This is a genomic window from Armatimonadota bacterium, assembly GCA_013359125.1.
GTDB lineage: Bacteria > Armatimonadota > Fimbriimonadia > Fimbriimonadales > GBS-DC > JABWCR01.
The window spans coordinates 172,057-195,678 of record JABWCR010000001.1 but is presented as its reverse complement, the minus strand read 5'-3'; the positions used below and the strand labels follow the sequence as shown (position 1 = coordinate 195,678).

Sequence of the window (23,622 nt, the reverse complement as noted above, 5' to 3'; positions counted from 1 at the left end):
CTTTCCCCCTGGCGCCGCCGCCCCCATCAGCAACGGCTATCCAGCGGTCAGCCTTGCGCTTATCCCCTATCCGGCCGAGACTTACCTGAATCTGGAAGGCGACTTGGCCGTAGTTGCCGGCAACTGCGGCTCCGTGCGAGCGACCGGCATCGGCATGGATAGACAGAGCGGCGTTTATGGCATTCCTTTGCAAGCCAGACACAATGAGTTTTTGAACGCCAATTTGGCAGACGGCCACTCCAAGGCGATCAAAGGTAAAAAGGCGACGGCGTACGGCGCCCAGTACGAAGGTTGCTACGCCATGATCACCAATCACAACCCGATCCAATCGTCGCCCCGCACGCCGTGGTGCTTGGAGCAAGGTCCTTACAGAAGGCTCTGCGGCGAACAAACGGTCTGGCAATGCCGCATGCAGATCGAGGGCATCATGGACGAAGACCAATGGGGCCCTTGCTTCAAGAAGCTTCGCTTAGGCTGGTAGGCGAACGGCATAGGGGAGGGAGCCACCCTCCCCTTCCACTCGGGTGATCTTTCTTCCTAGAGCCTGGGCGCTGCTGGCTTTTTGCGTCCTGCTCATCCTGCTTGCCTTTTGGCTCAAACCGTTGCTGGCTCTGGTCGGTTTGCTCGACTTTTTCTTTCTGTGCGCCATTCTTGTCGATTGGTTGCGCCTGCCCGGCGCGGATTCGATCCGAATTGAACGGATTATCGACGACCCTATGGGCTGTCTCGACGAACATCCTGTCTCGCTCACCATCGCATCGAGCGTCGATCGACCACTTAAGATTCGGCTCAGAGACGAACCGCCTTTGGACTTTCGCTTCGGCCAGAGAGAGTTCCGGATCGAACTGCCAGAACGCGGTCGGGCCGAAATTGCCTATTCTGTAACGCCTCAGACAAGAGGCGATCATGGGTTCGAAGATGTTTTCTTACGAGTTGAAGGCGCATGGAAATTGGTCGCAGGCGCCTATCGAGTTCCCCTCCGGCAGACTGCGCGGGTCTTTCCCAGCCTGCGGGCGGTGCGGCAGATGGCGCCCTTCTCTCGGCGCGGACTGCAGCGTCTGGCCGGCTCGCGTCCTTTGCGCAGCCGTGGGCAAGGCTCGGAGTTCGAATCGTTGCGCGAGTATCAGCAGGACGACCCGTTTCGCAACATCGACTGGCGCGCCACCGCTCGCAGAGGCAAACCGATCGTCCGGCAATACCGAATCGAGCGTAATCAGAACGTTCTATTGGCCATGGACTGCGGACGAAACATGATGGGCGAATCGCAAGGCATGAGGAAGTTTGATGCTGCGCTCGATTCGGCCATCATGCTCTCCACGGCTGCCATCGAAGCGGGCGACCAGGTCGGATTCGTCGCCTTTTCGACCGAAATCGAGCGCTTTGTCATGCCGGGTCGATCCCGACGAGCAATGGGCATTATAGCGGAGGCGGCCAGAGCCTTGCAGCCTCGCCCTGCCGAAGCCGATTATGCGATGCTGGCAGGCTACTTGGGCCAGCGTTGGAAAAAACGCTCGCTGATCGCGCTCTTCACGGATTATGCCGATGTCGAATCCTCAAGGCGGCTTTTGGCGGCGGTAGCCGCGCTTCAGCGAAGACACTTCGTGCTGTGCGTCGCCATCGCCGATCCGCACATAGACGAAATTGCCCGACAATCTCCCGATAGCGAAGCTAAACTGTACGAACGAGCCGTCGCCGCACAGATCGTAGAGGACAGACACACGGTCGCGGCGGCCCTGCGACGACTGGGCGCATGGGTCGTAGACGCAGAGCCAGAGCGAGCGCCGCAGGAATTGGTCGCCGCCTATGCTTCCGCCAAAGCAAAGGGCCTGATCTAACTATCCGCGCAGGCCGGTCGTCGCCACGCCTTGCACAAACTTCTTTTGCGCAAAAAAGAAAAGCACGGCAACGGGCAGGGTTGCCATCACGGCCGCTGCCATCAGCAAGTTCCACTGCTCGCCGTGCCGCCCCAAAAAGAACTGCAAGCCGACTGCCAATGTGAACTTCTCAGCGTCGTTGAGGTAGATGAGAGGCCCCATAAAATCGGTCCAGCTCCATACAAACGCAAAGAGGCCGACCGTTACGATCGCGGGGCGGCTGAGCGGCGCCACGATCCGCCAAAGAATCTGCCAATCGCTACAACCGTCCAGCCGTGCGGCGTCGGACAGCTCCTTGGGCAAGGTCAACATAAACTGCCTCAGAAGGAAAATCGAAAACGCGCTGCCAAAGAACGTCGGCACGATCAAAGGCAGAAAAGTGTCGATCCAGCCCAACTTTCGGAAAATCAGGAAGACGGGAAGCAACGTTACCTGAGGAGGCAGCATCATCGTCGCCAGCATCGCCGCGAACCAGAATCCCGATCCGCGCCAGCGCAGTTTGGCAAAGGCATACGAGGCGCAGAGCGACGAAACGACCGTGCCAAACACCGTGAAGACGCAGATGATAAGCGTGTTCTTCAGATAGAGCCAGAACGGAAACACCTCGATCGCCTTGGAGTAGTTCTCCCATGCCAAGCGATCGGGGATCCAAGCGAAGGTCTCGGTGAACAGTTCCCCATCGGGCTTGAGCGATGTGGAGACCATAAAAGCCAGAGGAACTAGAAAGAGCGCGGCGCACAGCCCCATCGCTAGATAGATAAGGGTCGAGCGCAGCGCTCGTTTCATACAAGAATCTTACCGCTTTACAAACTGGAAGCCACGGCGCGCCCCGTGGCGACCGTACTTCTTTCGCTCCTTCTCTCGGGCGTCTCGCGTCAGCAGCCCGCTCTCCTTCAGCACAGCGCGGAAGTCGGGATTGGAAACCTGAAGCGCTCGAGCAATGCCCAAACGAATGGCGCCGGCCTGACCGGTGGTACCGCCGCCTTTCACCGTGCACTTCACGTCGTACTGGCCCTCAACGCCCAAGACTCGGAAGGGCTGGTCGATGACCTTTTCTAACACCGCTCGCCGCAGATACTCGGCCGATTCGCGCCCGTTTATCGTGATCTTGCCCTGTCCGGGCATGATCCAGACGCGCGCGATGGCCGACTTTCGTCGCCCAGTGCCATATGGATAAGTTTGACTCATGCTTTGTTCTCCGTTACTTGTTGAAACTGATCGGTTGCGGGTTTTGCGCCGAATGCGGATGGGCGTCGCCCGAATAGATCTTAAATCGCTTCATCATGCGCGGTCGCAATCGCGTCTTGGGCAGCATGCCGCTCACAATGCGCTGCAACATTTTGTCGGGCCGCTTTGCCATCAGGTCGCCCCGAGTGATCGATTTCAGACCGCCCGGGTATTGCGAATGCCGGAACAGTTCCTCGCCCCGCTTGTTGTTGCCCGTCAGCGCCAGTTTGTCGGCGTTGATCACGATCACACAATCGCCGGTGTCCATGTGGGGTGTAAACGTGGTCTTGTGCTTTCCCTGAAGCAGCCGTGCGATATCGACCGCCAGACGGCCCGCGGGTATGCCCTCCGCGTCCACTACCCACCAAGTCCTGTTTATCTCATCCGGTTTAGCCACATATGTCCGATGCATCTCGTTCCTCCAACTTAGTACCGCACCTTCATCAAACACAGACCCTGCGGCGGCATCATGAGGCTGGCTCGCCGCGAATTCGCCACCAGCTCGCCCATCCAATCGAGCGATCTCGACCCTCGCCCTACCAGAAAGACTGCGCCTGCGATCAGCCGCACCATGCCCTTCATAAAGGCCGTGCCTTCCAACTCCAGATCGATGAACGAGCCCTTTCGTCTAACCTCTGCGCGATAGATTTCTCGCACAAAGTTCTCTCGTTCCGACCAATCCGCGCAAAACGCGCGAAAATCTTTCTCCCCCACCAACATCTCTGCCGCCGTCTGCGCCATCGCTGCGTCCACCTCGTAAGGAAACCAGCACGCATACCGCGCTTTCCAAACGGACGCCCGCCTCCCCGTGTAGAGGCGATACCGGTAGATCCGGCTCTTGGCCGAGAAGCGCGCGCTGAAATCTTCAGCAACCTCCCAAGCCTTGATCGCCTGCAGATCGACCGGCAGTAGCCGATTGATCGCTCGGGCGACCCGCTTTGCGGGAATGCTCGCCTCGGTTGCAAAATCGACCACTTGCCCCTTGGCGTGCACTCCTGCGTCCGTGCGTCCGGCGCCGGTTACCTCGACCGAGCAACCGAGCAACCGCTCGAGCGCATCGGTCAATGTCCCTTGCACAGTGCGCAGATCAGGCTGTGCGGCAAAACCGTGAAAATCGGTTCCGTCGTATTCTACAGCCATCGCCAGCCTGCGCATGGCGACAAATTGTCAATCTAACAGGCTCAGCGCCGCTTGTTCTACGGCGTCTCCGCGCCGAGGCCCTATCCGAACGATGCGGGTATAGCCTCCATTGCGCGTTTCGTAACGCTTGACGATGTTGTCAAACAACAACTTCACCAGATCCTCGTCCACCAGAAACTTCCTGGCCTCTCGCCGCGCCTGTAGCGTATCCGTCTTGGCGGTGGTGATCAGCTTCTCGGCGATCTTTCGCGCTTCCTTTGCGCGAGTAACCGAAGTCACGATCGTGCTATGGATGAAGAGCGAACGCACCAAGCCCCTCAGCAGCGCTTTGCGCTGATCGCCCGGACGACCTAACTTTCGCTGAGAAATGCCGTGATTCATAATTCATCATCCTCGCTCGTCGAATTGTCGTTCTTCAGATTGAAGCCCATAGCCTCGACCTTCTCCCGCACTTCCTTTAGAGCGGCCTCGCCAAAGTTGCGAATGTTCATCAGTTCGCTCGGGCTCCACAACACCAGATCGCGGAGCGTGTTGATGTTCGCGCTTTTCAAGCGATTATAGGGCCGCTGAGTGAAGTTCATCTCGTCGATCTTGATGTCGGGCACCAAAGATTCGGGCGCTTCGGCAGGCGGTTCCACCATAACGGCGGCCTCGGCCGAATAATCTTCGAAGCCGGTAAAGATGGCGACCTGCTGTTGGAGCTGTCGGGCAGCCTGCGAGATCGCATCGGCGGGCTTGACAGCGCCGTTGGTCCAAACCTCGAGCACCAAACGGTCATAGTCGGTCCGCTCGCCGACGCGGGTCGATTCGACAAAGTAGTTCACTCGGCGAACCGGAGAGAAGAGCGCGCTCACCTGAATCACGCCGATGCGACCGCGAAAAGTGTCCATCTGATCCGACGTTACATAGCCGCGACCAACCTCGACATAGACTTCGAGTGAAAGCCTAGCCTTCTTGTCGCTCATCGTGCACAGGTAGAGTTCCGGGTTGCAGATCTCGACGTCGGCTGGAGCGCGCAAATCGGCCGCAGTTACGCGTCCGGCGCCCTTAACGTCCAGCTTCAAAACTCTCGGCTCATCGTCCGAAGCGTCGCGCCGATGAACGACCAGCGACAGATTCTTCAGATTCATCAACAGCCGCACGACGTCTTCCTTAACGCCGGGAATAGGGGCAAACTCGTGCAAAATGCCTTCGATCTTGATGGCCGTTACGCTCGCGCCCGGGATGGACGAAAGCAGAACGCGGCGCATGGCATTGCCCAGCGTGGCGCCATACCCGCGCTCTAACGGCAGTACTTCGAACTTTCCATAGGTCGGCTCGCTCGCTAAGCAAGTTACCATGGGTCGATCAATGTTTGTTATCATCCGATTATCACCTCTGGACGGCGCAAGACGCTCGCGCCAGACACAGGACGTATATTCTACCCCATCGATGTCAAGGGCGCGCGTCGGGTAAACTCTCCTGCTCAAATGACCTGGAACGCCCGCTCTTTGCGCAAGGCCTTTCTTGAGTTCTTTCAAGAGAAGGACCACCGGTTGATGCCCTCGGACAGCTTGGTTCCGCAGGATCCTTCTTTGCTGTTTACCAGCGCCGGAATGGTGCAGTTCAAACCCTACTTTTTGGGCACGGCGCAACCCCCGCACCCCCGGGCGGCTACCGCTCAAAAGTGTTTTCGAACGACGGATATCGAATCGGTCGGCGACGCTTCGCACTGCACCTTCTTCGAGATGCTGGGCAATTTTAGCTTTGGCGATTACTTCAAGCGCGAAGCAATCTTTTGGGCGTGGGAGTTCCTTACCGAGCGCTTAAAGCTCGATCCGAATCGGCTCCAGTTCACCGTCTTTAAGGACGACGACGAGGCTTTCGACCTTTGGAACAACGGGATCGGTATCCCAAAAGAGCGCATCTGGCGGCTGGACGAGGATGCGAACTATTGGCCGGCCAACGTCATCAGCGAGGGACCGAACGGCCCGTGCGGCCCCTGTTCTGAGATATTCTACGACACCGCCCCCGGCCAAGAGTGCGGCAATCCCCAGTGCGGTCCTGCCTGCGAATGCGGCCGATGGTTAGAAATCTGGAACCTCGTCTTTATCCAATACGAACGCACGGAAAAGAACGGCGAACCCGTCCTAACGCCGCTGCCTAAACAAAACATCGATACCGGCATGGGCGTCGAGCGCACAGCCTGTGTGCTTTCCGGCTTTCCATCGGTCTTTGAGACCGACGTTTTCATGCCGATTATCCGTCTGACTGAGCAACTGTCCGGACATCGATACGGCCAGAGCGAAGCGAGCGACGCGGCCTTTCGACTGATCGCCGACCATACGCGAGCAGCGGTCTTTTGCATCGCCGACGGCGTGCTTCCCCAAAACGAGGGACGCGGCTATGTTCTACGGCGCATCATTCGCCGCGCAGCGCTGCGCGGGCAAAGGGCTTTAGGCCTAAAGAGGCCCTTTCTAGCCGATCTGTTGCCAGGCGTCATTGAGGCGTTGGGCGATCAATATCCCGAACTAGAGCAGCGAAAAGAACTGATCTCCACGACTTTGCAAACAGAGGAAGAGCGATTCCTGCACACGGTCGCCGCCGGACTGGCTCGGTTAGAAGAAGCCCTGGCAGAGGTAGAGGAAGGCGGCCAACTATCGGGCGAAACGGCCTTCATGCTCTACGATACCTACGGATTTCCATTGGAACTGACCCGCGAAGTGGCCGCCGAAAGAGGCGCTACGGTCGATGAACAAGGCTTTGAGACTTCTATGGAAGCGCAGCGCCAACGCGCGAGAGAAGCGGGCGGTATGAGCAGCCAGCTCTTCGTAGATGCGGGCACAGCGTTGGCCGAATTGGCCAAGGCGCACGGCGAAACGCACTTCGTCGGCTATACCGATAAAGTCTCCGAAGCCACGATCGTCGGCATCGTTCTGAACGGTAGTTTGATTGATTCGGCGCAACAGGGCCAAACGGTTGAGATCGTCTTAGACCAGACGCCCTTTTATGCCGAATCGGGCGGGCAGGTGGGAGACACGGGCGAGATTTCCACCAACGGCCTGATCGTTCGAGTTTTGGACACCAAGAAGCGAGACGGCTTCCACCTTCATCATGCCGAGATCGTTACAGGCACAGCAAGCAGAGGCCAAGCTGTGCGAGCGGCGATCGACTTTGAGCGTCGCCGACGCATCATGCGCCACCATACGACGACCCATCTGCTTCATGCGGCTCTGCGCAATGTCCTGGGAAAGCATGTCAGCCAGGCCGGGTCGCTCGTCGCGCCAGACCGCCTGCGCTTCGACTTTACCCACGGCGCGCCGATGACAAAGGACGAAATCGCCAAAGTCGAGCGAATGGTGAACGAGCAGATATTGGCCGAAAGCCCCGTTATAATCCACGAGAACGTGCCCCTCTCCGAAGCCCGAGAGCGCGGCGCAATGGCGCTTTTTGGGGAGAAGTATGGCGATTCGGTGCGGATGGTGGAGATTCCGGGTTTTTCGCTCGAACTGTGCGGCGGCACGCATCTTGGCAACGCCATCCAAGCTGGGCTCTTCAAGATCGTGCACGAAGGCAGCGTGGCGTCCGGCGTAAGGCGAATCGAAGCGCTGACCGGCGAAGCGCTCTTGAATTGGCTGTCAGAACGCGAAGCGACCCTTGAAGAGGCAAGCCATCTGGCATCGACTACAGTAGCTGAACTGCCCAAAGCGATCGAACGGCTGAAAGATCGGATAAAGGAAGAACAACGGGAGGTTCAGCGCCTGCGAGCCTCTCAAACGGTCGGCAAGAGCCGCGAAGCGACGACAATCGCCGTCGCAGGACTGCAAGTCGCTCAAATTGAGTTGGGCGGCGCCGACTCCAAGAGCCTAGGCGCCGCGGTCGATGCCCTGGCCGACCAAGGAGCCAGCGTCGCGATCGGCGTATCGAACGCGGACGGCAAGGCGCTCTGGGTGGTCAAATGCAAACCGGACGCGATCGCCAAGGGGCTGAAGGCGGGCGACATCGTTAAGAGATTAGCCGAGATGACGGGCGGAGGAGGAGGCGGGCGACCCGACTTTGCTCAAGCTGGCGGCCGCGACACGAGCAAGATTGAGACTGCCCTAAACTCAATCGGACCCATACTAAGCGAACTGGCCGGGGAGTGATCCCCGGCCAGTTCCCGACTAACACCCTTGTCCAAAAGTTTCTAGCACGATAGCCAGGTCAACGTCGTCCACGATGCCGTTCTGGTTTACATCGCCGATGCAACGGTAGCCTAACGGACAACTCTTGCCAAAAGCCTCGAGGACAATAGCCAGATCGGTGTCGTCCACACAGCCGTTGCCGTTCGCATCGCCAGCGCCCGTCAATTGAGCCTGCCTGACCTTGTGATACCACTCCATCTCGAAGTGCTTCTCTTCGACCGGGCCGACCAAACCAAACTTAGACGAGCCGGGAAAGGGCGGATGGGGATCGTAGCTCCAATCGGACGGAACCTCGCTATGGAACCGCTGATTGTCGATGTTCATGCTGAACTGGTTGTTCGGATTATCGACCGCGCGGAACAGCACATCGGTGTTGAGGTGGAACTCGACGTGAATCGTGCCCTCCGGCGCGGCTCCGTTGTCGTTGGCAGCGTTTTGATGAATCGTCGCCGTGCCCAACGATCGCTGATCCGGATCCAACTTCACAAACACGTCGTACAGCGTGCCGTTGAACGGAACCGGATTGACGCTCTGAAGGTGCAACTGGACAAACTCGATCGGCACAACATCCTCGGTGCCGGCCCCTGCCAAGTACGCTGCATCTAGACGCCTCACTAACGTGTCAGCATTGCCGAACGTCACGAGGTCGGGAATCCCCCTGAACTCGACTGTGCCGATTCCGGGGATGTCCGCAGTGCTGCCTGCAACGGTGCGAAGGTGATCGTCGCCAGGCAGAATGGCCGGGCCTTGAACAAAGACCGCGTTGTCCCACGCCATGATATTTCCGGGCGATGTACCGGTGCCGCCGCCTACAAAGAAACGGAACTGGTCGGGATTGGGCAAGGTCGAGGCCGCTCCGCCGCCTAAATAGATGTCGGTCGGCCGCATCACGACAACGGCCCTCGTGTCTAAGTCGGTGATCGACATGTGAAGGAACCGATTCGTCGAAAGGCTGAACGAGTAGGAATGGCGGTGCCAGCGATTGATCGCTAAAGGGCCAATCGCAGGGAGATCAAGCTCTGGCGTCCCTGGGTCCGCGTCGTATTGGCCCCCGGCCGCGTTGTAGGCCAAGATGGCCGCATACCACCCAGCGTTCTCGTCCGAGTTCGGCGCCGCCCAAACGTTCAGTCCAATGAACGCCTTGGTCGTTGGACTTGCTGGATTTGGCAATGGCTGTAACGAAAAACTGGAAAGGTTGTTCGCGTTGAAGCCTATCGGCCCTAGGTAGTGCGCTGCGGTATGGAACGAAAGGGTCCACACGTCGCCTTGGGAGAAGTTGAAGAAGCGTTGCGCCCTGGGAAAAAGGCCGTTGCCCTGGTTCTGCGCTGCGATAAACTGAAGCTGACCTTGCGGGTTGTTAGCCAGGCTGAGCCCATTTCCAGCGTAACGATAGACGGAGAAGTCCATGCTGCCAGCGGGCAAAAACCAACCATCCTGGTTGGTCAAAATCTGTCCCGACTGCGTTCCAAGGTAGGCGGGAGGCTCGAAGCCTGTCCCGTTGATGAACGGCTGGGCGATGGCCGCGCAGACCGCGGCCGACAACAGCATCGAAGCGATGAAACTTTTATGCCACCGCATGATTGTTCGCCCTCCTGAGCGATAGATTTTGATGCCGAATCTGTTAATGCCGACCTAACTCAGATTATAGCACGGTATGTCAGAATATTTTCCGAATGTTCACCGGAATTGTTGAAAGAACGGGCAGGCTCATCGAGAGAGCTGCAAACGAAGGCGGCGGGGCTCGGCTGGCAATCGCGGCCCCCGATTATCCGTGCGACAAAGGGGACAGCGTCTGCGTGAACGGCGTCTGTCTGACGGTTGTGGCCTGTAACTCGGAAACGCTTGTTTTCGACGCCGTTCATGAGACCTTGCGCTTGACCAACCTCGGCACGATCGACATCGGCGCTCGGGTCAACCTTGAGCGATCCCTTACCCCGACCTCGCGACTCGGCGGCCACTTCGTCATGGGGCACGTCGATGGCTTAGCTGAGCTGATCGCTATCGATGAACACGGAAACGGGCGCGAATTGAAAATGCGCCTGCAAGACCCAAGCCTTGCCAAATATGTCGCGAGAAAAGGATCGGTCGCATTGGACGGCATCAGTCTGACCGTCGCAGAGGTCTGTGAGGCAAATTTTTCGGTTTGGGTCGTGCCGACTACTTGGGACGTTACCAATCTAAGCGACCGCAGACAAGGCGACACCCTGAACTTTGAAGCCGACGTGCTGGCGCGGTATGCTGAAAGGCTGCTGAACAAGGAGGCGACCGATGCAGACGACTGAAAGCAACCTGGCACGATTGGAGACCGACTTTTCCGGCTACCTAGAAGGCGACCGGGTAACCGAACTCTTGAAGACCTTCGACATTCGATTCTCTGCCGGCCATTGGTGCGCGGGCGATTTCTCCGACCGGTTCTGCAAATCCTATACCGAGGATCCTGAGTTCCAGCACGGGGTTCTGCACGACATCCGTCGCGTTTCTGAAGCGGGCGTCGAGGGCATCGAACTGAGCGACACGCTCTTTCGACGCAAAGATTTGACGTTCGATAGAGAGCTGGAAGAAGCGGCCAAACACGTTCTTGAAACCCAAAACGTGATCGCCACCAACATGAACATCAATGTCTGGACTCATGCAAAGTGGCGCGTTGGGGGCATCACCCATCCCGATCCCACGCGACGCTATGAAGCAATCCAATATTGTCTAGAGGTCGTTGGCCTCGCCGAGCGAATGGGATGCCCGATGGTGCAACTGTGGCCCGGATCGGACGGCTGGGACTACTGTTTCGAGGTCGATTACGGCAGGCAGTTCGACTGGTTTTTGGAAGGTTGCTCCCAAATCGCTAAGGCTGCGAGCGAAAAGGGCCTCAAGTTCAGCGTCGAAGCCAAGCAAAAGGAGCCGCGCGAGGGCAATATGATCCTGAACACGACTGCCAAAGCGGCCTGGGCGGCGCATCTGGTCAACCAAGGGCTTGGCGCAAACGCGATGGGCGTTGTGATTGACTATGGCCATGAACAGATGGTCGGCAACACTCCTGCAGACAGCCTCTACCTGCTAAGACGCATCGGAGTGCCTATCAACAACTTTCACATCAATGCGGCCAAGTACAACTCGAACGACGAGGATCGCATTACCGGCACAGACGACCTGTGGCGACTGGCCGAGTTCTGCTACGCGGCCATCGACACGGGCTACGACGGCTGGTTCGGCGAGGACCAGTTCACCTATCGCACCGACCCGGTCAAGTCTATGGCGCTCAGCCGAGAACTCTTTGCCAACACGATGAAAAAAGCGCTCCTGATCTATCGCGACCGCGCTCGATTGGCAACGGCGCGAGCGACGGGAGACGCAACCGTCGTTATCGATACGGTCAAGCGGCCTCTGATGAACGGCTAAAGATCGCCCTCAATGCTTCCTCAAGCCGTTCGTATCGGTACTGAAAACCGGCATCCGTCAACTTCTGTCCGCTGACAGGCCGACCGGCTAGGATCGTGTAGTCCGCCATCTCGCCAAACATCGCCCGCAGAACGAACGCAGGCGCTCGAAAAAGTGCAGGACGCCCCAATATTTTGCCCAATGTTCGGGCAAACTCGTCCATACTGACCGGATTGGGCGCGACAATGTTGTAAGGCCCGGCGAGCCGTCTATCGATCATGAGGAGCAACGCTTGAACCAAATCTTCGCGGTGCACCCACGGAATGCACTGCCGTCCGTTGCCCAACGGCCCCCCGACGAAGAATCTAAACGGCGGCGCCATCTTCCCCAGCATTCCGCCGTCCTTCTCTAACACGATGCCGATCCGCGCAATCGCCCGTGGCACGCCCATCTGGTCGAATGGAGCAGAAGCCTCCTCCCACTCGACTGCCAACCGACCTAGAAAGTCGTCGCTCGGCGGAGTATCCTCCGTCGCCTCGTCTCCCGACGGGCCATAGATCCCAATGGCCGACGCCTGTACGACCATCGCAGGACGCCGATCCGCACAAGCCTCCACCATCGCCTTGGACGGCAAGACGCGGCTGTCCTTCAGCAACTGCCGCACAACGGGCGTCCACCGTTGCGCGACGGACGCACCTGCCAAGTTGACAAGGACGGTCGATTCGTCGACCAAGTCAGCCCAAGCGGCGCCCGATACCCCGTCCCACTGGATTTCGTTTGGGCGTTTCGGCTCGCGCCGAGTTAAGATGAAAGTCTCCCATCCCCGCTCGTCGAACCCGTTCTCTAGACCTCGACCGATAAATCCCGAGCCGCCCAGAATGATCGCCCGCATCAACCAAGCGTGCGGCCTAGCGTCTGGCACAGCTGCGAGGCTTGCGCCATCAATTCGGCAAAGGCCGTTGGCGTCAGCGATTGCGCGCCGTCCGAAAGCGCCTTCTCGGGATGGGGATGCATCTCGATCATCAGACCGTCCGCGCCCGCCGCCAATCCCGCCAAAGCCATCGCAGCCACATATCGACTATGCCCCGTGCCATGGCTGGGATCGACGATAATCGGCAAATGCGAGTGCTGCTTGATCACTGGCACCGCGTTCAAATCCAGCGTGTTTCGGGCGTAGGTGCGATCGATCGCAACAATTCCCCGCTCGCACAGCATCACTCGCTCGTTGCCTTGAGCCAGAAGATACTCGGCCGAGCCTAGCCATTCGTCGATCGTCGCGCTGGGAGACCGCTTGAGCAGCAACGGCTTCTGCGTCTTGCCAGCCGCAATCAACAGAGGATAGTTCTGCATGTTGCGCGCGCCGATCTGTAGGATGTCGGCATGTTCGGCAACGAGTTCCACATCGCCCGGCCCCATCACCTCGGTAACGGACAAAAGTCCGACATCCTTGGCGACCTCCTGCAGAATTTTCAGACCCTTGTCGTGCAGACCCTGAAAGGAGTAGGGCGACGTGCGCGGCTTATACGCTCCCGCCCTCAAGATACTGGCTCCGGCCTGCTTCACCGCGCGCGCGGCCTCCAACAGTTGTTCGTGCGACTCGACCGCGCACGGCCCGGCCATCACAACGGCACGATCGCCCCCGATCTCTACGCCATTGATGCGCACGATGCTCATCTGCGGATGAAACTCTCTGCCGGCCAATTTGTACGGGCGAGAGACGTGCGCGACATGATCGACGCCGTCCATCGCGCTCAGAGCCTCGTCCAAACGCGCCCGTACGTCCGGTTCGATCGCGCTGGGGATGCCGATGGCGATCCGATCCCCGCCCGGCAGCGTTACGGTCTTGAGCCCTTCGTCGTGAATGCGCTCAAGCACCGCCCTGATCTGATCTTCCGTCGCCCCGTGTCCCATTGCGATTATCATCGTCCGCCCCCCTGCGCTGCATTGGCGGGCCTATCTGCCGTCAGGAATTGTACCTTTGCAGCCGAATCGCCCGCCTTGAAAGATAACGCGACGAGATCGCCCTGCGTTAGCGGTATCTTGGTGCGAGCACCGACGGTGAGCCGCTTGCTCCCCATGAGATCTTCGACGATGATCTGCCCCAACTCCACGTCGGCAAAGACCACCCGCTTGTCCATCAGCACAACGTCCGAGCCCTTCTTCACACCCGGCAAGTCGTCGATGTTGCTCACTAACTTCTCTCTGTCCGTCAAGAGATTGACGGTCGAGACTAATCCTTCGGAAACCAAGAAAACGCTGTCGATCTCTCCCACTTGAAGACGGTATCGACCGGGCGGCAAGTTGGCAAACGCATAAGCGCCGCATCCGTCCGTGCGCGTCGTCCGGACCCTGCTGTCTCGATCTGTAAGCCGTACTTCGACCCAATCTAACGGTTCCAAGTCGCCATTGACGATCGCGCCGCGCAGATGGCCGACCGTCCGCTCGACTTTCCACGGAAGTTCTGGGGCAGGTACTGGCGGACCAAAGTAATCGCCCATCGCCTTATAGAAACCCTCGTCGTGCATGGCGTACTCCGTTCCCTCTCGCCGTGTCGCCGCATAAGAGAAGAAGTTGACGCCCAGCGCCTTCCCGCCCTCTCGCGCAAACCCAATCTGGTAAATCGTATCCTCGATCGAGTTTAAGTAATTGCCAACCCCGATGACAGCCCGACGGCCATACTGATGTCGCAGGATAAAACGCACCCAGTTCTCGTACCAGCCGCGGTACCGTTCGTTGCTCCGAGCGTAATAAACCATTGGAATGGCCAAATCCAAGATGCCCTCTTCCATCCAGCCGCGCCAATCTTGAAAGACCGCTCGATAGGCCGCGCTGTTCGTCCACTCCTCATCCCGAACGGGGCCGTTGTTCCAAGTAATCAGGGCCGCGCTGACGACGATCGAGGGCCTGACGGCCGCGGCGCCCACATAGATCTTGCGCACCAATTGGGTTACCTGATCCCGCCGCCACTGCTTCCACGCCGGATCGTCCTTGGCAGGAATGCCCGACCGTCCATGAGCTCGATTGAATCGCTCGACGCTGACCGGGTTATAGCCCCACTGCTCGCCGGTATAGCGAATGTAGTCAAAATGCAACCCGTCCACATCGAACCGACGGGCAATGTCCATATAGACCCGATAAAGCCAATCCGACGCCTGTGGATGACCCCAATCCAACCCATAGCCAACTTCCGTCCGACGGTTGCCGTCAACATCCTCGGTCTGAATCTCCGGCATTCGGTTTAATGCGTGTTTGGGATCGGGCGGCCAACTGGCTGCTGGCCAGATGGGATGGCAGTTCGTCCAAACGTGCACCTGAATCCGCGGCTCAGCGGCTCTGCACTTGGCGATAAGATCCGTCAACGCATCGTAGCCCTCTTGATGATTGGCCGCCCATGGCTCGAGCAGAGAAAAATAGTGCGCGTCGCCCCGCTTGCGCATCTGCACGATAACAGCGTTGCAGTTGGCCGCGCGGACGCGCCGGATTAAGTTGTCTGTCTCTTGAGGATTGCGAAAGCCTTCGTTAAATCCATCGACCCAGAAGCCTCGGAACTCGGGTTGGCCGGCCATGGCGCATGAAACTGAGATTAGAACGGCCAGCGCCGCTCTAATGGTAGGCAGACTGAACCTCGTCATCCGCCAACAACCGCCGTTCGGGCAGGCGCTGCTCCCCATCGGAGAGGTAGCGTATCACGTCGTCCACAAGCCAATCCGGAGTGGAAGCGCCCGCCGTAACGCCCACAACGCTCTTCCCCTGCAGCCACTCGCTCTGAATCTCTTCCTTCGTTTCAATATGGTAAGCGGGCACGCCCTCTTTTTCGCAGATGTCGCGCAGGCGCCGCGTGTTGGCGCTAGGGCGTCCGCCAATGACAATGACGACCTCGACTTCGCTGGCCAGCTTCTCCGCCGCGGCCTGCAGTTCGTCCGTCGCTCCGCATATGGTGTTGTAGGCCCGCACCTCGTAGGCTCGCTTGGCCACTTCCGCCAACACCGCGCCAAAGTTTGCAGCGGTCTGCGTCGTCTGGGTAACCACGCCCACCTTTCGCCCTAAAGGCAGTTCGGCCACTTCTTCCGGCTTCGAAACGACGTAAATCTCGCCGCCCACCTGCTCGATCGCGCCCAGAACGCCCTTGACCTCGGTATGACCATGATCGCCCACCAGGACGATCTGATACCCTTCCTGCGCCATTTTCTTGGCAGCCCGGTGCACCTTGGTAACATAAGGACAAGTCGCGTCGATCACGTTCAGACCCTTGTCTCGCGCTAACTCCGAAACCCTTGGAGAGACGCCGTGCGCCGACAAGACTACCGTTCCGCCCCCAATCTCGTCAAGATTGGGCCGAAAACCGATGCCCATGGTCTTGTGCTTCTCGATCACCTGAGGGTTGTGAATGATGGGGCCCAGCGTGGTGATTTCGCCGTCTAACGCTTGGCGCGCCTGCTCGACCATGTCGACGGCGCGCCTGACGCCCCAGCAGTAGCCAAAAACCTCGGCCAATACGACCTTCATCTTTGGCTTAGCCTCAATGGATTGCGTTGCCATCGGTCCGTTATTCTACCCGATAGGTAGGAAGGCCGCGCCCTGCGTCGAACTGCAGCCCCATGAAATCGCTTGTCATCGCGGTCGGATTGGCCGCCCTGCTCATATCCGGTTGCAGCAAGCGCGACGCCTCGTTGCCCGCTGGCAACGTGCTCCGCTATCCGCTTACCACAGAACCGACTACCTTCGATCCCGCATTGGTCGAGGACGGCCCAACCATCGACATGCTGTTCCAAGTTTTCGAAGGGTTAGTCCGATGGGAAGTCGGCAGCGAGTTGATGCCGAACATCGCCGAAAGCTGGGAGATCAGCGAAGATGGCCGAACTTACACCTTCAAACTCAAGCAGGGCGTAAAGTTCCACAACGGGCGCGAGTTGAAAGCCGAGGACTTTGTCTATAGCGTCGATCGATGCCTCGATCCGGACACCTTATCGCCCACTGCCGGAACGTACCTGAACGACCTGGTCGGGGCCAAAGAGCGAATGAACGGCCAAGCAGACACAACGAGAGGCATACGCGCCATCGACGATTACACGCTCGAAATCGAGATCGACGCGCCCAAAGCCTACTTCTTGGCCAAACTGACCTATCCGACTTGGTATGCCTTGTGCAAAGAAGAGGTCGAGAAGGGCGGCGGCAAGATCACGGCCGAAAACATGGTCGGCACAGGCCCGTTTAAGCTCAAGGAATACCGAAAGAACTCAAAGGTGATCCTTGCAGCCAACGAAGACTATCACGACGGACGGCCTACTTTAGACGGTATCGAAAGGCCGATCGTTTTAGACGCTACCATCCGCCACCAAATGTTCGAGCGAGGCGAAGTCGATCTGGTCGATGTGCAGAAGGGAGACCTCCAGGCCGACCAGCGCGACCCCGTACTCAGCAAACAGCTTCAATTCTTTGACCGTGCCGCCGTCTTCTACTTTGCGCTCAATCAACAGGCCTACGAGCCGTTCAAGGACAAGCGAGTTCGGCAGGCGCTGGCGCTCGCGTTCGACCGCAAAGAGGCCGCTCGTGTGGCTCTTTTGGATGTCAACAAACCCGCGAACGGCATCCTGCCGCCTGGCATTCCCGGCTACGACCCCGATTTCCCCGGCTGGCCGTACGATCCCGAGCGCGCGAGAAAACTCTTGGCAGACGCTGGTTATCCAAATGGACAAGGTCTGCCCAAGCTGACGCTGACCTTCCGAGAAAAGACGCCCGACCTGCGCAAGGTGAGCGAAGTAGCCGCCGACATGTGGAAGAAGAATCTAAACATCTCTGTCCAACTTCAAGAGATGGAATGGGGCGCGTTCCTCGAAGCCCGCAACAAGGGCACGATGGCCTTCTATCACCTCCGTTGGTCGGCAGACTACATCGATCCGCAGAACTTTCTGTCTCTCATGCTCCACACCGACACGCCGGAAAACACCCTCGGATATAGCAACCCTGAGTTCGATCGCATCTGCGATATGGCCGATAAAGAGCGCGACCACGACAAGCGCATGTCGATGTACCGCCAAGCCGAACGGATCGCAATCGACGACGCCCCTTGGATCACGACCTACTATCAACGCGATATCGAGCTGATCAAACCCTATGTGCAGGGCATACGGGACAGCCTAATGGGGCACTTGCCGCATACAACGACCGAAATCGTTCGCGACAAGAAGTAATGGCCAAATACGTCGGGCGACGGCTGCTCGCGCTGATTCCGACGTTGCTGTTCATCTCGCTCGTTACATTTTTGATGGCTCAACTCGCCCCGGGCGACCCCATCATGCTGATGGCGGGCGAAAAGGCGACGCCCGAGACGATCGAACGATTGCGAAGCCAGTACGGCCTTGATAAGCCGCTCCACATCCAGTACATCGACTTTGTCCAGAACGCCGTCCGGTTCGATTTCGGCCTCTCGTTCTACTCCAAGAGACCTGTCTCCGAAGTGATCGTCCAAGGATTCGGCCCGACCATGACTCTGGCGCTGATCGCGATCCTGATCGCGTCGCTCTTGGGCATTTCCCTGGGCTCGGCGGCCGCCTACTACAAAGAAAAGCCCCTTGATCGCATCGCCGTGGCCGTCGCCCTGCTGGGCGTTACTGTGCCCAACTTCGTGCTCGCACCGTTGCTCGCCCTGATTTTCTCGGTCAGACTTGGATGGCTGCCGGTAGCCGGATGGGACGGCGCCGAGTACTTTGTTCTGCCCGCCATCGTTCTGGCCGCACGACCTATGGCGATGATCGCTCGGCTGGCGCGGACCGCGATGACGGACGCTCTCTCGCAAGACTACATTCGCACCGCCTATGCCAAAGGCCTGACAGCCCGCGAAGTAATCTGGCGGCACGCGCTCCGCAACTCGATGGTCGTTACCCTAACCGGCATCGGCAACAGTTTCGGCTTCCTGTTGACCGGCTCGTTTATCGTTGAGACTGCGTTTGGCGTGCCAGGACTGGGCTACAAGGGTGTGCAGGCCATCCAGCAGCGCGATTTTCCGGTCATCCAAGCGACCACTCTGCTCTTTGCGACCCTGTTCGTGCTGGTCAATCTAACGGTCGACTTGCTCTATCACTGGCTCGACCCGCGCATTCGCCAAGGGGGCGAGAAGAGTTGAAACGCGGCAAGATCGATTGGGTGGTGGCCTTTAGCTTCGTCATCTTGGGCCTATTTCTCGCTTGCGCGCTCTTTGCGCCCTATATCGCGCCCTACCCCTACGACATGCAGAATCGAGATCGGCCCTTAGACCCGCCCAGCTCCTTGCACTGGCTGGGCACTGACGAACTGGGCCGCGACGTGCTGAGCCGCCTCATCTACGGCGCAAGAGTGTCGGCGGGCGTTGGCTTAGGCGTAGAGGCCGTTGCCCTGTTTATTGCCTTCTTGATCGGCACGACCGCAGGCTACTTTAGAGGCCGATGGGACACCGTTGCCATGCGCGCGACCGACGCCATGTTCGCCTTTCCCGACATCCTCCTGGCCATCCTGATCATCGGAATCAGCGGGCCGGGCATCAAGGGCGTCTTTGTTGCCCTGATCGTTGTCGGCTGGCCCAGTATGACCCGACTCTTGAGAGGCATGACGCTCACTTTGCGCGAGCGCGAGTTCGTGATCGCCGCAAAGTCGATCGGCGTCTCAGAGCTGGCCATTCTGCGAGGCCACATCCTCCCGCACCTGACCCGGGCGGCGCTGGCCGCCGCAACGGTCGAAATCGCAGGCCTGATCTTGGCCGAATCGGCGCTCAGCTTCATCGGCTTGGGAGTGCAACCGCCCTATCCGTCTTGGGGATCGATGATCAGCCAAGCGCGAGAGCAGATGCGATCTAATCCTGGCCTGCTTATCTATCCGTGCGTGTCGCTAAGCCTCGTTGTAATGAGTTTTACGTTCGTGGGAGAATGGCTGCAACAGAAAATGAAGAGATGACCTCTTCCCCGGCGTCGGGGAAGAGGTCATGAGGCTTTAAGGAGCCGGGAACGACAACAGCACCTGCATCACGGCGCCGTCGCCCATTGCCCTCACGCAGACCAAACGAACCTGGCTGCCCGAGCGAATCTTGTCCGTTTCGGCCTTAAACTCCTCAGGCGTTCGGACCGTCCTGCCGTTTACCGATCGGATCACGTCGCCCGGCATCAGCCCCGCGCGAGAGGCCTCGCTGTTCTGAGAGACCGATCGCACGACTACGCCCGGATCGCTATCGCTCATTTCCAGTTTAGAGCGCGCTTCGGCATTGACAGGCGCAACCGAGATGCCAAGGTTGCTCGTCGTCGAGGTGGGTCGCTCAGCGTCGGCTCGACCTCTGTTCGACAATGCGGGGTCCTCCGGTCGCGCTCCCAACGTTACCGTCAACATCGTCGGCTTCTTGTCTCGAAAGACCTTCAAAGCGGCCTTGCTTTCGGGCGCCAGCATCGCAATGGTCTCCCGCAGGTCGCCTTCGCCTCGGATCGGCTTGCCATTGATCTCAGCCACCACGTCGCCCGGCTGCAAACCAGCCTTGGCGCCCGGCGATCCGTTCTGCACAGATCGCACCAGCGCGCCCCTCGGCACGCCATAGGTGTCCTCATCGTCCGGCGTTACATCCTCTGGAGTGATTCCCAGATAGCCTCGCTCCACCTTGCCCTTCTCGATCAACTGGGCGGTCGAGAACTTAGCCATGTTGATCGGAATGGCAAACCCAACGCCGACGCTTCCGCCGAATCGATTGCCGACGATAGCCGTGTTGATACCGACGACCTCGCCTCGAGAATTGACAAGCGGCCCGCCAGAATTGCCCTGGTTGATAGCCGCGTCGGTCTGGATCAAATTGGGATAGAGCCTAGCAGAACCGCCGCTGTCGCCGATCATCTGCTCGCGCCCTATGCCGCTAACGATGCCCATCGTGAACGATTGAGATATGCCGAACGGACTGCCAATGGCGAATACGAACTGCCCCGGCTTGACCGTGCCGCTATCCCCCAACGATGCTGCTGGAAGACCTTTTCGTTCCACCTTAACGATGGCCAGATCGCCCGTGGGATCGCGAAGCACTTTGCCCGTGGTCGAACTGCCATCGTGAAAGATAACGCGAACGCTGTCGGCGCCGCTCACCACATGATCGTTGGTCAAAATGTATCCGTCCGACCGTATGATCACTCCAGAGCCTTGCCCCTCAACTATTTGAGGCACATTGCGGAAGAACCGCTGAAACTCCTGTGGAATCTCCGAGTTGCCGCCATCGTCCTCGATAGTGGGCGCACGGCCGGTTCGCTTTTCAACTCGCAGGTGCACGACGGACGGCAGCACGGCATCGGCCACTCGCGTCAACGCCGACTCCATGGACGAAAGCGTCGCTTTCTCCTCCGGGCTGAAGTTGATCGTCCGAGCGTCCTGAGCAAATACGGACGAGAGCGGAGGCAAAGCGCTCCACTTGGCCAGGCCGAAGCCCAATGCGGCTCCCAGTCCGACCAGAGCCATGATTAGTTTTTTGTTCATGAGTTACCTCCTCAATCACACTTGTTGGCATTTTGGGGTCGAGCCGAAAGGTCGGCTCTACCTGAAGTACTCTACATACGCAGAAGATACGGCGTCGGTTCGCTGAACAGGCTCAGAATCCGAAAGTCGGCGCGATCGGCACCTGATATTGATATCGGACATCGTGAGCATGTGGATTACTAAACGGCATAGGGTTGGCTCCCCAGGAGGACGGCTGATTGGGCCAAACCTGGGTCGCTCCGCTATATCCAGTCGAAGGCTGCGCGCCCGCCGACAACGTTCGCGATTCTCTGGGCGCCAATGCGAACACCAAAAAGGCGACTGCCGCTGCCATCGCTACTTTGCCCCAAAACGTCTCGGGCCATACAATGCGAATAGCAGGAGCCGTCGGCGCAATGGGGGAGTTGAGCGCTCGCTGAAGGCACCTCGCTTGCGCGCCAGGCCCGGGAACCACAGGCGACAAAGCGGCCAACACAAGCTTGATCTTTCGAAGCTGCTCGTACTCGGATCGGCAATCGGGACAATCGTGAAGGTGCCTGCGCACGACCATCTGGTGCGCGCCGGTCAACTCCGCATCGACATAGGCAGAAAGGTGAGATTGAACGAAACGACAATTCATTGCGTTGCACCTCGCTCTACACTAAGCTCGGGGCACCGCCGCTCCAGGAATGAGCGCAACTGCTTTCGACCTCGATGTATTCGAGAGCGCACGGTACCGATCGAGCATCGCATGATCTCTGCGATCTCTTCGTAAGAATAGCCCTCCAAATCCGCCAGGGCCACGGCGGTCCTAAATTCTGCCGGCAACTGAGCCAATCCTTCTTGAATGACCGCGTCGTACTGACGGGCAATCGCGGCCTCCTCCGGCCCGGGAGACGGGTCGGTCAGTTCCATCGACACTCCTTCCGGCGATTCTTCGGTCCGCAACGGCTCGTCCAACGATCGATAGCGAGCCTTGGACTTCTTGCGATAATCGTCGATGAACAGATTGGTCAGAAGGCGGTTGAACCAATTCATGAATGGCAAAGAACGGTCGTACCGATCTAAGAATCGATACGCCTTGACAAACGCGTCCTGCGTCAAATCCTCTGCGTCGGCGGCATTGCCCGTCAGGCGATAGGCAAGATTGTAGGCCTGCCGATAATATCGGCTGACCAACTCCTCGAACTCGGCCTGTCGGGAGGTTGTGGCGCTCGCCGCGCTCCTTTCTAATTCCATGGCTGTTTTCATGGCCTCTATCCATTTTACGCCGATTCCGTCAAAGAAGTTCCCGGACTTGAGGATTTCCCGATATGTACGCGATTCGGGCGAATCGTGTACACGTTTTGCCGATATGTTCAAAGCGCGTACATGTCGCCTATTCGCCATAATCAAAGTCGTGCTGATCGACACCCACTGCCACCTGAACCACGACGAGTTCTACCATGACGCCCAGACCTGCATCCAGAAAGCGCAGAACGCAGGCGTCCAAAAGATCATCGTCGTTGGATTCGACCTGGCCAGCAGCGAGCGCGCCGTCGAACTGGCCGAGCGATTTGACCCGATATTTGCCGCCGTCGGCATCCATCCGCACGACGCGCATTCTTGGAACGATGCCTCCAAAGCAGACATCGAGCGTCTTTGCCGGTCTACAAAGGTCGTTGCGGTGGGCGAAATCGGCCTCGACTTCTATCGCAACCTATCGCCCGCAGAAGACCAGTTCTCGGCTTTTCGCTCGCAGGCTGCCCTCGCCATCGACCTGGGTTTGCCCATCATCGTGCACTGCCGCGACGCATGGGACGAAATGCTGGACGAGATCGAGCGCCTGCCCGGTCTTTCGGGCGTGCTGCACTGCTTCTCGGGCAGCCTAATGCACGCACAACGAGGCATAGCGGCGGGATTCTATCTCGGCATCGGCGGGGTTGTAACATTCCCCAAAGCCGAAGAGCTGCGCGAGATCGTTCGATGGGCGCCCGCGGATAGACTTCTGCTGGAGACGGACGCGCCCTATCTTGCGCCCGTGCCCTACCGGGGCAAGACCAACCGCCCCGAATACATCCCTATTATCGCCGCCCGAATTGCCCATGAGCGCGACGTTTCCCTGGCCGACATCGCCGCCCAAACGACCCGCAACGCCCATGCCTGCTTCCCTCGATTCGCCGCCCAATAGCCCCAATTCGTACTCAGATTTGTGCTACATTTCTGTAGGTTCCCGCTAAAACGGAACGCCAGGCTTCTGCCTGGCAGAAGAAACGGGGACGATCGCCCTCCTGGCTTGATTCGTGCTCAAAATTGTGCTACATTTCGAAAAAATCCCGTTCGTGAGGGACGATTTCGGCTCGCGAGGACGCTCGCCCTCCCGTTTGGCGGCTTTGGCTCGCGGGGACGCTCGCCCT

The 23,622-nt window shown here is 58.7% G+C and carries 22 protein-coding genes; 8 read left to right on the top strand and 14 right to left on the bottom strand.

The features are described 5' to 3' along the window. Positions 1-524 precede the first annotated feature (524 nt). On the top strand, positions 525-1,835 hold the full coding sequence (locus tag HUU60_00970; protein NUL81278.1) for a DUF58 domain-containing protein: 1,311 nt from the start codon (positions 525-527) through the stop codon (positions 1,833-1,835). On the opposite strand, the gene HUU60_00965 is transcribed toward HUU60_00970, so the two are convergent. From HUU60_00965 to HUU60_00940, 6 genes are read right to left on the bottom strand one after another with little or no spacing between them, the layout of a single operon-like run. Continuing rightward, positions 1,836-2,660: a carbohydrate ABC transporter permease gene (locus HUU60_00965; protein NUL81277.1), complete on the bottom strand. Its 825-nt coding sequence runs from the start codon at positions 2,658-2,660 to the stop codon at positions 1,836-1,838. A 9-nt stretch (positions 2,661-2,669) separates the two neighbouring features. Continuing rightward, positions 2,670-3,062, bottom strand: a complete 393-nt coding sequence (gene rpsI / locus HUU60_00960; GenBank protein ID NUL81276.1) for a 30S ribosomal protein S9 — start codon at positions 3,060-3,062, stop codon at positions 2,670-2,672. Between the two features lie 13 nt (positions 3,063-3,075). Next, positions 3,076-3,513 (bottom strand): 50S ribosomal protein L13, encoded by a 438-nt coding sequence (rplM, locus tag HUU60_00955; protein NUL81275.1) that lies wholly within the window; start codon positions 3,511-3,513, stop codon positions 3,076-3,078. 14 nt (positions 3,514-3,527) lie between these two features. Beyond that, the gene (truA, locus tag HUU60_00950; protein NUL81274.1) at positions 3,528-4,256 is read right to left on the bottom strand and encodes a tRNA pseudouridine(38-40) synthase TruA; all 729 of its coding nucleotides are present in this window, start codon (positions 4,254-4,256) and stop codon (positions 3,528-3,530) included. Between the two features lie 12 nt (positions 4,257-4,268). Continuing rightward, positions 4,269-4,622, bottom strand: coding sequence for a 50S ribosomal protein L17 (gene rplQ, locus HUU60_00945; protein NUL81273.1), 354 nt, complete (start codon positions 4,620-4,622; stop codon positions 4,269-4,271). After that, complete coding sequence (locus HUU60_00940; protein ID NUL81272.1) at positions 4,619-5,605, bottom strand: DNA-directed RNA polymerase subunit alpha; 987 nt, start codon at positions 5,603-5,605, stop codon at positions 4,619-4,621. Before HUU60_00940 ends, rplQ begins: the two co-directional genes overlap by 4 nt. Before the next feature lie 105 nt (positions 5,606-5,710). On the opposite strand from HUU60_00940, the gene alaS reads away from it, so the two are divergent. Then, positions 5,711-8,365 carry an alanine--tRNA ligase gene (alaS, locus tag HUU60_00935; GenBank protein ID NUL81271.1) on the top strand — a complete coding sequence of 885 codons (2,655 nt, stop codon included), beginning with the start codon at positions 5,711-5,713 and terminating at the stop codon, positions 8,363-8,365. Between the two features lie 18 nt (positions 8,366-8,383). On the opposite strand, the gene HUU60_00930 is transcribed toward alaS, so the two are convergent. Next, entirely contained in the window at positions 8,384-9,982 is a 1,599-nt protein-coding gene (locus HUU60_00930; GenBank protein ID NUL81270.1) for a hypothetical protein, read from the bottom strand. A gap of 95 nt (positions 9,983-10,077) precedes the next feature. Here HUU60_00930 and HUU60_00925 point away from each other — a divergent pair, with 95 nt between their 5' ends. Further along, positions 10,078-10,686 (top strand): riboflavin synthase, encoded by a 609-nt coding sequence (locus HUU60_00925; protein NUL81269.1) that lies wholly within the window; start codon positions 10,078-10,080, stop codon positions 10,684-10,686. Next, positions 10,673-11,797: a TIM barrel protein gene (locus tag HUU60_00920; GenBank protein NUL81268.1), complete on the top strand. Its 1,125-nt coding sequence runs from the start codon at positions 10,673-10,675 to the stop codon at positions 11,795-11,797. Before HUU60_00925 ends, HUU60_00920 begins: the two co-directional genes overlap by 14 nt. Here the strand turns inward: HUU60_00920 and HUU60_00915 are convergent. From HUU60_00915 to ispH, 4 genes are read right to left on the bottom strand one after another with little or no spacing between them, the layout of a single operon-like run. Continuing rightward, positions 11,772-12,668 carry a TIGR01777 family protein gene (locus HUU60_00915; GenBank protein ID NUL81267.1) on the bottom strand — a complete coding sequence of 299 codons (897 nt, stop codon included), beginning with the start codon at positions 12,666-12,668 and terminating at the stop codon, positions 11,772-11,774. The genes HUU60_00920 and HUU60_00915 overlap by 26 nt on opposite strands. Further along, positions 12,668-13,699, bottom strand: coding sequence for a 3-deoxy-7-phosphoheptulonate synthase (gene aroF / locus HUU60_00910; protein ID NUL81266.1), 1,032 nt, complete (start codon positions 13,697-13,699; stop codon positions 12,668-12,670). Before aroF ends, HUU60_00915 begins: the two co-directional genes overlap by 1 nt. Next, complete coding sequence (locus tag HUU60_00905) at positions 13,696-15,408, bottom strand: family 10 glycosylhydrolase (protein ID NUL81265.1); 1,713 nt, start codon at positions 15,406-15,408, stop codon at positions 13,696-13,698. Before HUU60_00905 ends, aroF begins: the two co-directional genes overlap by 4 nt. After that, positions 15,380-16,315: a 4-hydroxy-3-methylbut-2-enyl diphosphate reductase gene (ispH, locus tag HUU60_00900; GenBank protein NUL81264.1), complete on the bottom strand. Its 936-nt coding sequence runs from the start codon at positions 16,313-16,315 to the stop codon at positions 15,380-15,382. The genes HUU60_00905 and ispH overlap by 29 nt, the downstream gene beginning before the upstream one ends. 59 nt (positions 16,316-16,374) lie before the next feature. Between ispH and HUU60_00895 the strand changes: the two genes are divergently transcribed. The 3 genes from HUU60_00895 to HUU60_00885 are packed head-to-tail and all read left to right on the top strand — an operon-like array spanning position 16,375 to position 19,702. Then, positions 16,375-17,967, top strand: coding sequence for a peptide ABC transporter substrate-binding protein (locus HUU60_00895; GenBank protein ID NUL81263.1), 1,593 nt, complete (start codon positions 16,375-16,377; stop codon positions 17,965-17,967). Further along, the gene (locus HUU60_00890) at positions 17,967-18,899 is read left to right on the top strand and encodes an ABC transporter permease (GenBank protein ID NUL81262.1); all 933 of its coding nucleotides are present in this window, start codon (positions 17,967-17,969) and stop codon (positions 18,897-18,899) included. Before HUU60_00895 ends, HUU60_00890 begins: the two co-directional genes overlap by 1 nt. Then, positions 18,896-19,702 (top strand): ABC transporter permease, encoded by an 807-nt coding sequence (locus HUU60_00885; protein ID NUL81261.1) that lies wholly within the window; start codon positions 18,896-18,898, stop codon positions 19,700-19,702. Before HUU60_00890 ends, HUU60_00885 begins: the two co-directional genes overlap by 4 nt. A gap of 36 nt (positions 19,703-19,738) precedes the next feature. Here HUU60_00885 and HUU60_00880 read toward each other — a convergent pair whose 3' ends face one another. The 3 genes from HUU60_00880 to HUU60_00870 all read right to left on the bottom strand — a co-directional run bounded on the left by HUU60_00880 (position 19,739) and on the right by HUU60_00870 (position 22,477). Beyond that, positions 19,739-21,247: a trypsin-like peptidase domain-containing protein gene (locus HUU60_00880; GenBank protein NUL81260.1), complete on the bottom strand. Its 1,509-nt coding sequence runs from the start codon at positions 21,245-21,247 to the stop codon at positions 19,739-19,741. A 112-nt stretch (positions 21,248-21,359) separates the two neighbouring features. Beyond that, complete coding sequence (locus tag HUU60_00875) at positions 21,360-21,866, bottom strand: zf-HC2 domain-containing protein (protein NUL81259.1); 507 nt, start codon at positions 21,864-21,866, stop codon at positions 21,360-21,362. Continuing rightward, a complete protein-coding gene (locus tag HUU60_00870; protein NUL81258.1) occupies positions 21,863-22,477 on the bottom strand; it encodes a sigma-70 family RNA polymerase sigma factor in 615 nt (204 codons plus the stop codon). The genes HUU60_00875 and HUU60_00870 overlap by 4 nt, the downstream gene beginning before the upstream one ends. 103 nt (positions 22,478-22,580) lie before the next feature. Here HUU60_00870 and HUU60_00865 point away from each other — a divergent pair, with 103 nt between their 5' ends. Then, positions 22,581-23,396 (top strand): TatD family hydrolase, encoded by an 816-nt coding sequence (locus HUU60_00865; protein ID NUL81257.1) that lies wholly within the window; start codon positions 22,581-22,583, stop codon positions 23,394-23,396. Positions 23,397-23,622: the final 226 nt, after the last annotated feature.